The sequence below is a fragment of the Azospira sp. genome (assembly GCF_030247495.1).
In the GTDB taxonomy this organism is placed as follows: Bacteria; Pseudomonadota; Gammaproteobacteria; order Burkholderiales; family Rhodocyclaceae; genus Azospira; species Azospira oryzae.
Genome location: NZ_JAOTRW010000014.1, coordinates 1 through 14036, shown reverse-complemented (window position 1 = coordinate 14036; position 14036 = coordinate 1). Strand labels below are relative to the sequence as shown.

Sequence of the window (14036 nt, the reverse complement as noted above, 5' to 3'; positions counted from 1 at the left end):
CCCCCTTCCCCTAGCGAACATGACCCAAGCCCTTCCCCAGACTCCAGAAGCCCTCTCCGCCTGTTTTGCCCAGGCCGTCCAGGCCCAGCAGCGGGGTGACCGCCACATCGCAGAACGCCACTACCGGCAAATTCTGGCGGTGGTGCCCCAGCATCTGGATACGGCCCACAATCTGGCCATCCTGCTCGGCGACCAGCAACGCCATGCCGACGCCCTGGCCCTGTGGCAGGGCGTTCTGGTTGCGCTACCAGGCAGCATTGACGCCCGTATCGAGGCGGCCATGACCCGCATCCGCATGGGCGATGGAGCCGGCGCCAAGGCCGACCTGGTCCAGGCGGCAGCGCTGCAACCGGCCGACGACGATACCTGGCGCCGCATCGCCAGCGGCTTTGTCCTGCTGCGGGAGTTTCCCGATGCAGTGGACGCCTACACGGCCGCCCTCAACTGCAATCCGCAAGAGCCGCGCAATTACACGGCCTTCGCCTCCCTCTGCTCCCACCTGGGTGAATACGCGGTGGCGCAGGAGCTGGCGGAAAGCGCCACCCGCCTTGCTCCCGACCTGCTGTGGGCCTGGGTGGAACTGGGCAACGCCCAGATGAAACAAGGCCAGGCGGCCGCTGCCGCCACCAGTTTCAGCCAGGCCATCCGCATCGCTCCCCAGGACCCGGTGGGCTACTGCAACCTGGCCATCACCCAGATGGAATCCATGGACCTGGCCGCCGCCCGCCTCACCCTGGACCAGGCCCTGGCCCTGGACCCGGAACACCCCCTGGCCCGCTGGAACCGGGCCCTGGTACTGCTCACCCTGGGCCAGCTGCGGGAAGGCTGGCCCGATTACGAATACCGGCGCCAGTCCAATATCCAGGGCGTCATCTACCGTCCCACCACGCCCCAGTGGCGCGGCGAGCCCATCGCCGGGCAGCGCATCCTGCTGCTCTGCGAACAGGGCCTGGGCGATTCCCTCCAGTTCATCCGCTATGCCGCCCTGCTGAAGCAGCGTGGCGCCTGGATTGCGGTGCGCATCCAGCGCCCCCTCAAATCCCTGTTTGCGGAACTGGACTGCATCGATGCCCTGATAGACGAGAGCGAAGCGGTGCCCGACACCGACTGGCACTGTCACCTGCTCTCCCTGCCCCTGGCCTTCAACACCGGGCTGGACGACATCCCCGCCAGGACGCCCTATCTGCGCGCCCCCCAGGTCAGCGCCGAGCGTTGGCAGCAGCGCCTCGCCGAGGTGCCCCGGCCCCGGGTCGGCCTGGTCTGGGCCGGCGGCCGCCGCCAGCATATGGCCGATGCCGTGCTCCTCGATGCCCGGCGCAGTCTTCACCTGAGCCAACTGCTGCCCCTGACCCAGGTGCCCAGCATCAGTTTCGTCAGCCTGCAAAAGGATGAAGCCGCCGCCCAGATTGCTGAGGTGGCCGGGCAGTGGCCCATCCTCGATTACAGCGGCGAACTTTCCGACTTCGCCGAAACGGCGGCCCTGGTGGAACAGCTGGATCTGGTCATCAGCGTCGATACGGCAGTGGCCCACCTGGCCGGCGCCCTGAACAAGCCCGTCTGGCTGCTCAACCGCTGGGATACGGACTGGCGCTGGCTGCTGCAGCGGGACGATTGCCCCTGGTATCCCAGCCTGCGCCAGTTCCGCCAGCCCGGCCCCGGCGACTGGGAAAGCGCCATCGCCCAGCTGACGGCGGCGCTGGCCGTCTGGGCGAGCGAGCGATGAGCCGGCTGGACGAACTGCTGCAACAGGGCCAGCAACGCTTCAGCCAGGGAGACATGGCCGGGGCGGAACAAGCCTTTGCTGCCGCCGCCCAATTGGCGCCCCAGGCCTGGCAGGTACATTTCAACCTCGGCATGTGCCGGGATCGGCTGGGTCGCCGGGAGGCAGCTTTCACCGCCTACGAAAAGGCCTACCAGCTGGCGCCGGACCATGTGCCCTGCATCACCAACCTGGCCGTCAATGCCTTCAATCTCGGCAAGACCGAGATGGCCCTGCAACTGACCCTGCGCCAGGTGGAGCTGGAACCGGGCAACGCCCTGGCCTATGACAATCTGGGCCAGATATTCCGTCAGTTGGGCCAGTACGAAGGGGCCGAACTGTCGCTGCGCAACGCCCTGCTCCTGGCACCGGACACGCCCAACCTGCACAACAACCTGGGCCTGATCCTACTCGATCAGAATAAGCTGGCGGAGGCCGAGCAGGCCTTCCTCCAGGCCCTGCGCCTGGCACCGCAGCACGCAGATGCCATGACCAATCTGAGCACTGTGCTTCAGGCCCGGGGACGCACGGCAGAAGCGCTGGAGCAGTGTCGGCGGGCGGCCGCCCTGGTACCCCGGTCCGCAGTCACCTGGACCAATCTGGGCAACGTCCTGAAATCCATGGGGCTGTATCAGGAAGCACTGGAAGCCCAGCGCCAGGCGATCGCCCTGGCGCCCGACTATGCCCTGGCCCACTGGAACTACGCCATGTCCCTGCTCGCCCTCGGCCAACTGGAGGCCGGCTGGCAGGAATATGAATGGGGGGCGGCAGCCGGTACCCGTACCCGTTTTGCGGCAACCCTGCCCCGCTGGCAAGGGGAAGATCTGGCCGGCAAGCACCTGCTGCTCAGAGCCGAACAAGGCCTGGGAGATACGCTGCAGTTCGTTCGCTTTGCCCCGGAACTGCAGCGCCGGGGCGCCAAAGTCACGCTGGAGTGCCAGCCCTCCCTCATTCCCCTGCTCCAGGGCGTTGCCGGTATCGACCACCTGGTCCCTCAGACAGGGGAACTGCCGGCTGATGCGTGGGGCTGCCAGTGCTATCTGCCGCTGATGAGCCTGCCCCACCTGCTGCACATCGGTCTGGCCGACCTGCCGGGTCCCATTCCCTATCTGCCGCTTGAGGCAGCGCGTGTGCGCCACTGGCAAGACATGCTCGGCCCCCGAAGCCGTTTCCGGGTCGGCCTGGCCTGGGCAGGCAATCCCCGGCATCGCAATGACCACCAACGCTCGTGCCCCCTGGCCCAATTGGCCGAATTACTGGCGGCACCGGGGGTTGAATTCATCAGCCTGCAACTACCGGCCGCCGAGCTTCCCCAAGGTTTGCGGGACGTCACGGCAGGCATCCGGGATTTTGCCGACACGGCAGCCATTGTCAGCCAGTTGGATCTGGTGATTTCGGTAGACACGGCCATCATCCACCTTGCCGGGGCTTTGGGACGACCAGCCTGGCTGCTCCTGCCACGGGATGCAGACTGGCGCTGGCTCCAGGAGCGGCAAGACAGCCCCTGGTATCCCAGCCTCAAACTGTACCGGCAAAAAATGCCGGGGCAATGGTTGCCGGTTCTGCAAAGCGTTCGCCGGGATTTGGAAAGTCTCGCCGGGAACGCCCGCCCAAAAATGCAGGATATGTAAAGACCCGCAATCCACGGGCCTTTCCGGCCCGCAGAAAACTCCTTGCCGGCCCTCTTGAGAAACGTGGCACACCAGTTGCTTTAAGAGAGCCAGAACGGCATTGCCCAGCAGGGCATTAGCCGTATCAAACAATTTTGCCCTCTGGTAAGGAGCTAAATATGGCACTCATCGTCAACACCAATATTGCGTCGCTCAACGCGCAACGCAATTTGAGCAACTCCAACGCCGCCCTCGGCCTGTCCCTGCAACGCCTGTCTTCCGGCCTGCGGGTTAACAGCGCCAAAGACGATGCAGCCGGCCTTGCCGTGGCAGAAAGCATCACCAGCGGCGTCCGCGGCAACACCCAGGCCATCCGCAACGCCAACGACGGTATTTCCGTCGGTCAAACGGCCGAAGGCGCCCTGGGGCAGATCGCCAACAACCTGCAGCGGATTCGTGAAATCTCCGTGCAGGCAGCCAACGGTTCCATCAGCAACAGCAACCGCAGCCAGCTGCAAAAAGAAGTGGATCAGCTGACCCAGGAAATCAGCCGTATCGTTCAGACCACCGAGTTCAACGGCACCAAGCTGCTGTCCGGCGCTTCCACCATCACTTTCCAGATCGGCTACAGCGGCTCCACGGACAACCAGGTGGCCATCAGCACCACCAACCTGGCCCAGACCGCTGCCGGATCCGCTGGCATGAACAGCTACAGTGCCGGCCTGACGGCAACCGGCACCATCAACGTCACCACCTCCGCTGGCGCCTCCGCTGCCCTGTCCAAGCTGGACTTCGACATCGCCCAGGTCGCCAATCTGCGCTCCACCTATGGTGCCGTGCAGAACCGCTTCGAGGCCGTGATCGCCAATCTGCAGAACTACGTGGAAAACCTCAGCGCCTCCAAGAGCCGCATCATGGATACGGACTTTGCCGCAGAATCCGCCCAACTGACTCGCAATCAGATTCTGCAGCAGGCAGGCACCGCGATCCTGGCTCAAGCCAATACCGTTCCCCAAAGCGCACTGACCCTCTTGAAGTAATGCGCTGACCAGCTACTTACCAGTATATTTGCGGCACCTTTCCCCCCCTCATGGGCCTGCAACGGGCGCATGGGGCGAGACGGGAGGGGTGCCTCTTTCTTTTTAAGGCACGCAAAAAAAGTTTTCGAAAAAAAGACCTAAAGTTATCTTCCCCGGCTCCGATAATTGATTCAAAGGCGGCGGGCTTCGCCACCGAAGTTTTACCCGAAGTGGTAAATAATCAATGGAACCAAGGAGATAATCATGGCTTTGATCGTCAACACCAATATTTCGTCCCTGAACGCACAGCGGAACCTGGCGACTTCCAACCAATCCCTGTCCGTTTCTCTCCAGCGCCTGTCCTCCGGTCTGCGTGTGAACAGCGCTAAGGACGATGCCGCTGGTTCCGCTATTGCAGAAGGTCTGACCAGCGCCATCCGCGGTGGCAACCAGTCCATCCGCAACGCCAACGACGGTATTTCCGTCGGTCAAACGGCTGAAGGCGCCCTGGGCCAGATCGCCAACAACCTGCAGCGGATTCGTGAAATCTCCGTGCAAGCCTCCAACGGCTCCATCAGCGACACCAACCGTAGCCAGCTGCAGAAGGAAGTGGACCAGCTGACTCAGGAAATCAGCCGTATCGTTCAGACCACCGAGTTCAACGGCACCAAGCTGCTGTCCGGCGCCTCCACCATCACCTTCCAGGTCGGCTTCAGCGGTTCTGCCGACAACCAAGTGAGCGTGGATACCTCCAACCTGGCGCAGAACGGTGCAGCCGGCCTGAACGCATACAGCGGCACCCTGACTGCAACCGGTACCGTCAATGTGACGACTTCCGGCGGCGCCTCTGCTGCAATCAACAAGCTCGACGCCGACATCGCTCAGATCGCCAACATCCGCGCAACTTTCGGTTCCGTGCAAAACCGCTTCGAAGCCGTGGTGTCCAACCTGCAAAACTATGTGGAAAACCTCAGCGCTTCCAAGAGCCGCCTGATCGACGCCGACTTCGCTGCAGAAACCGCCCAGCTGACCCGTAACCAGATTCTGCAACAAGCTGGTACGGCAATTCTGGCCCAGGCGAACACCGTGCCCCAGGGTGCGCTGACCCTCCTGCGCTAAGCCGCGTAAAGTAGCTAGCAGTATTTAGCCGGAGTGGCGGCGAGCTTGGCTCGAAGCCACTCCGGCTATGCCGTGTAGAGGAGCTGGAAATGACTATCCAACCTTTGAATAGCAGCGGACCCCCTGCCTACCCCTCCCAGGCAACCAACCGCGCAACTGGTGATGCCGTTGCTGTCAAACGCGACATTCCCACCGCCGATGTATCCTCTGTCAGCACCACGAAGAACACTGGTATCTCTGAGCAGGAAAAACAAAAGCCGGTCGAAGAAAAGGATGCCCTGCAGGAGGCAACCCATCGCGCTAATCAAACCGTAGCCGGCTTACGCAGCGACTTGCAGTTCTCGATCGATGACGCGACGGGTACGAGCGTGGTCAAGCTGATTGATGTAAAAACCAAGGAAGTGATTCGCCAGATTCCGGCACAGGAAATGCTTGTTATCGCAAAGCGACTTGATGAACTGCAAGGCCTGTTGATCAAGGAGCGTGTTTAAGTACATTTCAGTGTTGCGGCATAACGGAGAACGAACATGGGCATTTCAAGCGCAGGTATTGGTTCAGGACTCGACGTCAACAGCCTGGTAAGCCAGCTACTTCAGCTTGAGCGTCAGCCGCTCAACTCGCTTACTGCCAAGAAGCAGACGTTCAACGATCAGTTGAGCGCCTTTGGCAAGGTCAAGAGCGATTTGGATGCATTCAAGACCGCTGTCTCTGGCCTGAAGCTGGACATGGACTTTGCCGCAGCCAAGGCTACGTCTTCCAATACCTCTCTTCTGAATGCAACTGCTACCAATACGGCCACCCCGGGTAGCTACGACATAAAGATTTCTCAACTGGCACAGGCCGGTGTGCGGGCATCTGCCGCCCAGACTGACTCCAAAGCCGCAGTCGGCGCAGATGGAACGTTCACTTTGTCTGCTGGTGGCAAAAGCTTTGATATCGCCCTGACGGCCAGCGACTCGCTGGAGACCATCCGCGACAAGATCAACGCGGCGACAGTGACGGAAAGCGGCAAGACCGCCACCCAGTCCCTCGCCAAAGCCAGCGTCATCAATGCCGGCACCTCGGCAGCCCCCCAATATAAGCTGGTGATTGCATCCACGAAACAAGGCGTGGATAACGCCGTTTCCATTGATGCGGCACTGGAAACTGCCTTGGGTGGATTTACCCAGACCCAGGATGCAAAGAACGCAAAGCTGTCGCTCAATGGCCTGGAGGTTGAGCGCTCCACCAATACCATTACCGATGTAGTGGATGGGGTCACCCTTAATCTGGCCAGCGCCGATAGCACCAAAACGGTCAACCTGACGGTTGCACGGGATACCGAAGCCATCACCAAGAAAATCAATGACTTCATTTCCGCCTATAACAAGCTGGCCAGCACCGTAAACAGCCAACACCAGAAGGGTGGCACCCTTGAAGCCGACAACTCGGCCACCTCGGTCATTTATCAACTGCAGAACGTTTTCAATGACCCGGCAAAGATTGCCGGAAATGACCTGAACTACTTGGCCCAGGTTGGCATCAGTTTCAAAAAAGACGGCACTCTGTCCTTGGATAGCACGGCATTCACAAAAGCGCTGGAAACCAATTCGGGTAACGTCGTATCCCTCTTCACCGATACGGAACGCGGTTTTGCCCACCGGCTCTATGACACCGCTTCCAACATGCTCACCAACGATGGCCTGGTGGACTCTCGAATTAAGGGCCTCAACTCCCGGATCAAAATTCTTGATACCAACATGGAGCGGGAAAATGTCCGGCTTGAGAACATGGAAACCCGTCTGCGGCGTCAGTATGCAAACCTGGATTCTCTGATGGGCACCATGAAGAACACCAGCAGTTATCTCACCTCTCTGTTAGGTTAAGATGACCGTCCAGCGTTTCAGAAAGGCATCACATGTTTAACCAAGGGGTTCGGGCTTACGCCCAGGTAAAGGTCGAAACGGCTGTCAGTACGGCCAACCCCGTCCAGTTGGTCGTTCTTCTCTATGAAGGCGCCATCTCCGCAATTGCATCGGCCAAAGGCGAGATGGAGAGGCGGAACATTGCCCAGAAGGCACAATTCATCAACAAGGCCATCGACATTATCGAAGGCCTCCGCAATGCGCTAGAGTTCAGTCAAGGTGGAGACATCGCCGTCTCCCTTAACGACCTGTACCTCTACATGGTGCAACGTTTGAGCACTGCCAACCTCAAGAATGATCCGGCCATCCTGGATGAAGTAACCGCACTGCTGAGGGAACTGCTCGGCGCATGGGAAGTACTGGCAAAAGGCACTGCCGATGGCATTGATGACGACAGTACCGCCCCCAATGACGGTAACGTCCTGACCAAGGCCTAAAAGCATGGCGAACAGCGAAGAAATTCTCGCTCTGTACGATGCGATTCTCGCGACATCCAAGCAAATGCACGAGTACGCCAGGGCAGAGGAATGGGACGCGCTGGTAGACAAGGAACTGGAGAGACGGCAGTTGGTGGCCGCCTTGCGCAGTCAATTAGAAGCAGGCCCCTCCCCTCTAAGCCCTGCTGAGCAGGCGCAGTCAGAAACGACCATCAAGTCCATTCTTTCATTGGATGAAGAAACCAGGAGTTTGGCCGAGCGCTGGATGGGAGAACTGGATGAGAAACTGGGCAGCATCAAGACTTCCAGACGCCTCCAAAACACCTACCTGGCGCCATAGGTCAGATTCTCTGGGGCACACTGGTAGTGCCCCGCTCCAGCATTTAATTTGAGATCCTGGCCTCTGCCATGATTCCGTCCGACCTCGTCAATCTCCCTCGCGTCCGGCTGGATGCATCAATCCAACAGGTCGCGCCAAGCCAGGCCGTTTCCGACCTGTTGTCCGAGCTTGTTCCCGGACAACGGATTCTGGCCGACATTCAGGCCGCACTACCTAATGGAACCTATCGGGCAATGATTGCCCAGCGAGAGGTTACGCTGGCGCTTCCCTTCTCAGCGAAAAGTGGGGATTCGCTGGAAATGGAAGTGGTAGAAAACAATGGTCGGACGGCCCTCGCGGTCATCGCCAACCCCAGGCAGGAAACCACAGCAGAAAGTTCCGCCTCGACCTCTCTCAGCCGCGCCGGCCAGCTTATTGCCACACTGCTGACGGATGCCCCAGACAAACCCCAAGAGCGGGCCACCCCTCTCAACGGTAATCAACCACTCCTTGCCAACCCCAAACTCCCCGCTGAACAACTTGCGCCTTTACTCAAGCAAGCTATCAGCACTAGCGGCCTCTTTTACGAAGCACACCAAGCCCGTTGGACGAGCGGCCAATTTAATCTGGCCGAGTTACTCAAGGAACCGCAGGCTCAGGCAGGAGCCAGTCAATCGCCGCCAGCAGCGCCCTCCAGACAAGAGCCCCCCTCCGTACCTCAACCGCAGTCGCAGTCTCAGCAGCCTGCGACCAGCAATACCCCCACCATCCCCGTGGCACCACAGAAGGCGGATGAGCCCACCGGCACCCAACCCCTTCCCCCTCCCCAAACATTCACCGGCAATACAACGCAAACCACCAGCAACACGCCCCCCGGACTTGCAGCCGATCTAGTTCCCTTAATTCGACAGCAATTGGAGTCCCTAGCCAGCAACACTTATATCTGGCACGGCCAAATCTGGCCTGGACAGGAAATGTTATGGGAAATGGTGGAAGAAGATGGTCGAAATGGGGCACAGGATGAAGACGGCGAACCGGCTAGTACATGGAACACCCGTCTGCGCCTGAATCTCCCCCATCTGGGGGAAATTCAGGCTCGTATCGGACTGACAGGTCACCAGATTTCGCTGCATTTGACCGCGGCCAACCCGGAAACCCGGGAACAACTGCGCGGTCACGGTCAGGGACTTGCCAGCCAGTTTGAAGCGGCCGGACTCACCTTAGGCGGCTTCATGGTTGATAAGAATGAACCAGACACCACCCCCTGAGGACCGCCGTAGCGCCGTCGCTCTGGCCTATCTGGAGACCGATGCTGCCCCCAGGGTGGTCGCCAAAGGCCGGGGAGCGGTGGCCCAGGCCATCATCAACCGGGCCAAGGAACATGGGGTCTATGTGCATGAATCGCCCGAGCTGGTGGCCTTGCTCATGCAGGTGGATCTGGACGAGCGCATCCCCCCTCAGCTCTACCGGGCCATCGCCGAACTGCTGGCCTGGCTCTATCGACTGGAGCACGGCGACAACTCGCCGCCACCGTTATTCCAAGCCCCAAGGGAGCAAACTGAGTAATAATGCAATTCTCTAGTTTGCTGCTTTTGTTTACACTTCAGCCTTGCCGAGAAAACCGAATAAACCATGACTGACAAGGCAAGCGAGCCCTTAGAGCCGGAAGCCCATCCTGTGCCACACCACCTAGACGTCGAAGACGACGACAATTACAGTCGCTACCTGCTTTACTCCAAGGCAGAAATTCTTTTCGTACTCAAGGCGCTGGTGCAAAAAGGGGTGATGATCACCGTTTATTTTGACGGTGGTAACTCCTTCCTGCTCACCTCGTTGAACCACATCGGTGCCGACGGGAATTCCCTGATATTCGACTACGGCAGCGACGACGAAATGAATCGCCGCGCCCTGCAAGCCGACAAGCTGGTATTCACCACGACCCTGGACAAGGTCAAGATTCAGTTCAGCCTGAAAGGCCTTACGCAGACGACCTTCGAGGGGCGTACCGCCTTTGGCGGCAAGCTGCCCGAGACCCTGCTGCGCCTGCAGCGCCGCGAGTATTACCGCCTTACCACCCCCATAGCCAATCCCATCAAGGTGTCGGTGGACGTCATTCTGGCGGATGGCACCAAGACCACTATCGAAGCCAACATGCTGGACATCAGCGGTGGTGGTATCGGTCTCATGCTGCCATTGTCCATGGGTGAAACCTTTGCCATCGGTAATGTTTTCCGCGACTGCAAGTTCACCCTGCCCGAGGAAGGACAGCTGGTCACAGCCCTTTCCGTGCGCAACTCGTTCCCGGTCACCACCAAGACCGGCAGTCAGTACCTGCGCATCGGTTGCGAGTACGTTGATCTTCCGGGAACCCGGCTGACCATGATTCAGCGCTACATCACCCGGATCGAACGGGAGCGCAAAGCCCGGATCAGCGGACTGGAATAAGCAATCTACCATTAATAAAAAAGGCACCCGAGGGTGCCTTTTTTTTGCCTACGGAAGACTCACTCCTCCTTCATCGAGGCGGCGATACGCTTGGTCAGGGGATGCAGAAGGTAGGTAAGTACCGAACGCTCACCGGTCTTGATGACCACCTCTGCCGCCATGCCGGGCTGCAGATTGCGGTTGCCCAGCTTTTTCATGCCTTCGGGAGAAATGGAAATACGCACCAGGTAATAGGAAGTCGGCTGGCCGGAACTGGGCTGATTTTCTGTAATAAGGTCTGCCGAAATCGACTGGATGGTCCCTTCCACCAGCAACTGGGGAGAATGGGCAAAGGTGGTGAAACGGACATCAGTCGGCAGGCCCACCTTGATACGGTCAATCAGGTGGGGGGGTACCTTGGCCTCCAGCAACAGGGGTTCGTCAACCGGCACGATATCCATCAACCGCTGGGCGGCCTGGACGACACCGCCAACAGTCTGGGTCACCAGACCGACCACCTGCCCGGCAACCGGAGAACGAATCTCCGTGTGCTCCAGTTCCTCGGTCACCGCCCGCAACTTGTCCTCGTCGACCTGAACGTCGCGCTGCACGTCGGCCAGCAGGGTATCCACCTCCTTGCGGTATTCCTGCTGGCGCTGGATCAGGCGCATTTTCACTTCGGCGATGCCCTGACGCGACTTGATCAGGTTGCCATTCAGGTCCGCCAGGATGCTGCTGACCTCTGCGGCATTACGCTCCAGCTCCAGTTGCCTGGTCCTAGCCATGAAGCCCTGCTTCACCAAGTCGCTGATGCTCTTCAGCTCCTTTTCCAGCAAGCGCAGCTGGTTCCGGCGGCTCTCGATCATGCCCCCATAGCCCGTGACCTGGGCCTCCTGGCCACGGATGGCCTCCCGCATTGCCTGCTGTTCGGCCTCGTAGGCCAATCTGCGGGACTGCAGCAACTGCTCCTGGGTAGCCATCTGCTGCCGGACCAGGGGGTCGTCCGCATATTTCAGGATATCTTCGTGAAAACTGATCTTGGTCGCCCCTGACTGCTCCGCCAGCAGCCTGCCCTCCACCGAACGCAAACTCAGATAGTGCTGACGAACCGCCTCGTAGTTGGCCCGGGCATTGGCATCCTCGAGCTTCAGCAGCAACTCGTTAGCCTGCACGTATTGGCCTTCCTTGACGTAGACCTCCCTGATACGGCCACCAAGCAGGTGCTGGATCGTCTTACGCTTGGTATCAATCGACACCACCCCCTGGGTCGGCACCCCTTCATCCAGTGGCGCCAGGGTAGCCCAGAGAAGCAGACCGCCAAAGCCTATTGCCAGCCCCCAGATGCCGATCCTTAGCGGCCTTTCCGTATCGGTTGGCAATGCGTCGTCGGCCAGGGGAGGGGGCGGTAGAAGAGAAGTTACGGTTGTCTTCAGACGCAACAGCAGGGATCCAAGCGACATAAATACCTTCAGCCGTAGCAGGGTGTTCATTCTAATCGGGTGGCAATGATTGCCCACCAAAAAAAACACCGGCCCGAGAGCCGGTGTTTTCAATGCCAGAGGCAATTAGCCGGTGACTTGGTGAAGATTGGCACCAATCAGCAACTGGGCATCTCCCTGGGTATAGATGTGATAGGTGACACCATCAATCACGGTCACGCCACCATCCGCCCATTGGCCCTGGGAGTTGTTGAGCTGCACAGTGTCATTGGCATCGCCCTTGACCACGATCTGCACATGGCCCTCGCCGGTCTGGGCGTTTTGCACCAGGTCGGTTACACCAAACTTCAGCACATCCTGGGCATTCACGATCAGCAGATCGCCATTTCCACCGTTACCGGCAAGGTTGATCTGGCCCAAGTTGCCTTGTTCAACCACAGCCTGATCCAGGGCGGAGAGGTCGATGACCCGATTCTGCCCTGCGCCAATCTGCAGCCAGACGTCGGACAGCTCATGGGTTTGACCATCTGCCGTGGTGTAGCTGGAAACCAGACCAATCACGTTGCCGTTGTCACCGTCGACCGTCCGGGTAGCCCCAAGATTCAGGCTGGTAATCCCCAGATCGGCCAGCGTGTGCAGCTCGGAGGACTGGGATACGCCGTCTTGGTTGGCATCCACCCAAACTCGCAGATCGGCGAATCCGGCATCCTTGGCATCCACGACACCATCCTTGTTGCTATCCATGGTTTGCAGTGCCTGGAAGCCATCCACCGCGTTGCTGCCATCCGCCAGCTTGGTGCTGCTACCGAACAACTCGCTGCCATCGTTGATGGCGCCGTCGTGGTTGCGATCGATCGCCAGGAAGCCGTCCTTGGAGGAAATCCAGCCCACGCTCGACTGCTCACCCACGGCCCGCAGGTCGAAAGTGACACCGGCACTGATGTTCAGGGTATGGATGCCATCTCCATCCAGATCCAGCACCAACGGCGTCAGCGAGGCCAGATGAGGCATCTGCTCGGTCGTCAGGGCTCCCACCTGGGTGGAAGTCAGCGCGCAGGACTGAGTCGTGGTCAAGGCTTCAATCTGGGACGTCGTCAGCGCAACGATCTGGTCCGTGGTCAGACTCTGAATCTGCACAGTGCTGAGGGCCATCAGGTCCGTGGTTTCCAGGGCGGTGACCTGATCCGTGGAAAGCGAGGTCAGCTGGCTCGTCGAAAGAGCTCCAACCTGGGCCGATGTCAGCGCAGCAATCTGGGCAGTATCCAGCACGGACACCTGCTCCGTGGTCAGAACCACCAGATCACGCGTTTCCAGGGCCGCAATCTGCAGCGTACTCATCACGGTCAGCTGCTCGGTCGTCAGTGCCAGCACCTGGGCCGTCGAAAGCGCAGCAACCTGGGCAGTAGTCAGTGCCTGCAGATCGCTGGTCTCAATGGCGGCAACCGCTGCCGTACTCAATGCTCCGATTTCTGCCGTGGTCAGCGCCCCTACTTGCGCGGAGGTCAGAGCCACCACCTGCTCAGTGGTCAGTACCGCCACATCGCGGGTTTCCAGCGCCCGGATCTGTGTCGTCGTCAGCACGGCGATCTGATCGGTCGTCAGAGCCGTCACCTGATCCGTACCCAAAGCAGCCACGGAATTGACGGACAGGGCCGAAATATCGGTGGTTTCGATCGCCACAATCTGTGCGGTGGTCAGAACACTAACCTGTGTGGTGCTCAGGGCTTCCACCTGGGCAGAGCTGAGGGCCACCACCTGATCCGTGGTCAGCACCACCACATCGCGGGTTTCCAGCGCACGCACCTGGGCCGTCGTCAGCACACCCAGTTGCTCCGTGGTCAGGGCAGCCACCGCAGCCGTCGTCAGGGCAGCCACCGCGGCCGTGTTCAGCGCCGTCAGGTCACCCGTTTCGATCGCCACTACCTGGGCCGTCGTCAGGGCCCCTACCTGGCTGGTCTTCAACGCACCGATCTGGCTCGAGGTCAGCGCCACCACCTGTTCCGTGG

The 14036-nt window shown here is 59.9% G+C and carries 12 protein-coding genes and 1 pseudogene; 11 read left to right on the top strand and 2 right to left on the bottom strand.

Going from position 1 to position 14036, the window contains the following annotated elements:
- Window positions 1-19: 19 nt before the first annotated feature.
- The 11 genes from OEL49_RS17245 to OEL49_RS17195 all read left to right on the top strand — a co-directional run bounded on the left by OEL49_RS17245 (window position 20) and on the right by OEL49_RS17195 (window position 10612).
- Window positions 20-1723 carry a tetratricopeptide repeat protein gene (locus OEL49_RS17245; protein WP_287875939.1) on the top strand — a complete coding sequence of 568 codons (1704 nt, stop codon included), beginning with the start codon at window positions 20-22 and terminating at the stop codon, window positions 1721-1723.
- Complete coding sequence (locus tag OEL49_RS17240) at window positions 1720-3390, top strand: tetratricopeptide repeat-containing glycosyltransferase family protein (protein ID WP_287875936.1); 1671 nt, start codon at window positions 1720-1722, stop codon at window positions 3388-3390. The genes OEL49_RS17245 and OEL49_RS17240 overlap by 4 nt, the downstream gene beginning before the upstream one ends.
- Before the next feature lie 158 nt (window positions 3391-3548).
- Entirely contained in the window at window positions 3549-4409 is an 861-nt protein-coding gene (locus OEL49_RS17235) for a flagellin (RefSeq protein WP_014236868.1), read from the top strand.
- Window positions 4410-4652: 243 nt separating this feature from the next.
- A complete protein-coding gene (locus tag OEL49_RS17230; protein ID WP_014236867.1) occupies window positions 4653-5507 on the top strand; it encodes a flagellin in 855 nt (284 codons plus the stop codon).
- Window positions 5508-5596: 89 nt separating this feature from the next.
- Entirely contained in the window at window positions 5597-5998 is a 402-nt protein-coding gene (locus OEL49_RS17225; RefSeq protein ID WP_287875932.1) for a flagellar protein FlaG, read from the top strand.
- A 36-nt stretch (window positions 5999-6034) separates the two neighbouring features.
- Window positions 6035-7372 carry a flagellar filament capping protein FliD gene (fliD, locus tag OEL49_RS17220; protein WP_014236865.1) on the top strand — a complete coding sequence of 446 codons (1338 nt, stop codon included), beginning with the start codon at window positions 6035-6037 and terminating at the stop codon, window positions 7370-7372.
- A 32-nt stretch (window positions 7373-7404) separates the two neighbouring features.
- Window positions 7405-7848, top strand: coding sequence for a flagellar export chaperone FliS (fliS, locus tag OEL49_RS17215; RefSeq protein WP_014236864.1), 444 nt, complete (start codon window positions 7405-7407; stop codon window positions 7846-7848).
- A 4-nt stretch (window positions 7849-7852) separates the two neighbouring features.
- Window positions 7853-8188: a flagellar protein FliT gene (locus OEL49_RS17210; RefSeq protein WP_287875929.1), complete on the top strand. Its 336-nt coding sequence runs from the start codon at window positions 7853-7855 to the stop codon at window positions 8186-8188.
- A 68-nt stretch (window positions 8189-8256) separates the two neighbouring features.
- Window positions 8257-9435, top strand: coding sequence for a flagellar hook-length control protein FliK (locus tag OEL49_RS17205; RefSeq protein ID WP_287875927.1), 1179 nt, complete (start codon window positions 8257-8259; stop codon window positions 9433-9435).
- Window positions 9413-9733: an EscU/YscU/HrcU family type III secretion system export apparatus switch protein gene (locus OEL49_RS17200; RefSeq protein WP_014236861.1), complete on the top strand. Its 321-nt coding sequence runs from the start codon at window positions 9413-9415 to the stop codon at window positions 9731-9733. Before OEL49_RS17205 ends, OEL49_RS17200 begins: the two co-directional genes overlap by 23 nt.
- Window positions 9734-9799: 66 nt before the next feature.
- Window positions 9800-10612, top strand: coding sequence for a flagellar brake protein (locus tag OEL49_RS17195; protein WP_014236860.1), 813 nt, complete (start codon window positions 9800-9802; stop codon window positions 10610-10612).
- Between the two features lie 59 nt (window positions 10613-10671).
- Here the strand turns inward: OEL49_RS17195 and OEL49_RS17190 are convergent, their stop codons facing one another.
- Complete coding sequence (locus OEL49_RS17190) at window positions 10672-12081, bottom strand: HlyD family type I secretion periplasmic adaptor subunit (protein WP_014236859.1); 1410 nt, start codon at window positions 12079-12081, stop codon at window positions 10672-10674.
- 75 nt (window positions 12082-12156) lie between these two features.
- Window positions 12157-14036 (bottom strand): annotated as a pseudogene (locus OEL49_RS17185) (heme utilization protein); the annotation flags it as partial.

Excerpts from the sequence above, each read along its gene's own strand:
- OEL49_RS17245 (WP_287875939.1), top strand. The coding sequence starts at position 20 with ATGACCCAAGCCCTTCCCCAGACTCCAGAAGCCCTCTCCGCCTGTTTT.
- OEL49_RS17240 (WP_287875936.1), top strand. The coding sequence starts at position 1,720 with ATGAGCCGGCTGGACGAACTGCTGCAACAGGGCCAGCAACGCTTCAGC.
- OEL49_RS17235 (WP_014236868.1), top strand. The coding sequence starts at position 3,549 with ATGGCACTCATCGTCAACACCAATATTGCGTCGCTCAACGCGCAACGC.
- OEL49_RS17230 (WP_014236867.1), top strand. The coding sequence starts at position 4,653 with ATGGCTTTGATCGTCAACACCAATATTTCGTCCCTGAACGCACAGCGG.
- OEL49_RS17225 (WP_287875932.1), top strand. The coding sequence starts at position 5,597 with ATGACTATCCAACCTTTGAATAGCAGCGGACCCCCTGCCTACCCCTCC.
- fliD (WP_014236865.1), top strand. The coding sequence starts at position 6,035 with ATGGGCATTTCAAGCGCAGGTATTGGTTCAGGACTCGACGTCAACAGC.
- fliS (WP_014236864.1), top strand. The coding sequence starts at position 7,405 with ATGTTTAACCAAGGGGTTCGGGCTTACGCCCAGGTAAAGGTCGAAACG.
- OEL49_RS17210 (WP_287875929.1), top strand. The coding sequence starts at position 7,853 with ATGGCGAACAGCGAAGAAATTCTCGCTCTGTACGATGCGATTCTCGCG.
- OEL49_RS17205 (WP_287875927.1), top strand. The coding sequence starts at position 8,257 with ATGATTCCGTCCGACCTCGTCAATCTCCCTCGCGTCCGGCTGGATGCA.
- OEL49_RS17200 (WP_014236861.1), top strand. The coding sequence starts at position 9,413 with ATGAACCAGACACCACCCCCTGAGGACCGCCGTAGCGCCGTCGCTCTG.
- OEL49_RS17195 (WP_014236860.1), top strand. The coding sequence starts at position 9,800 with ATGACTGACAAGGCAAGCGAGCCCTTAGAGCCGGAAGCCCATCCTGTG.
- OEL49_RS17190 (WP_014236859.1), bottom strand. The coding sequence starts at position 12,081 with ATGAACACCCTGCTACGGCTGAAGGTATTTATGTCGCTTGGATCCCTG.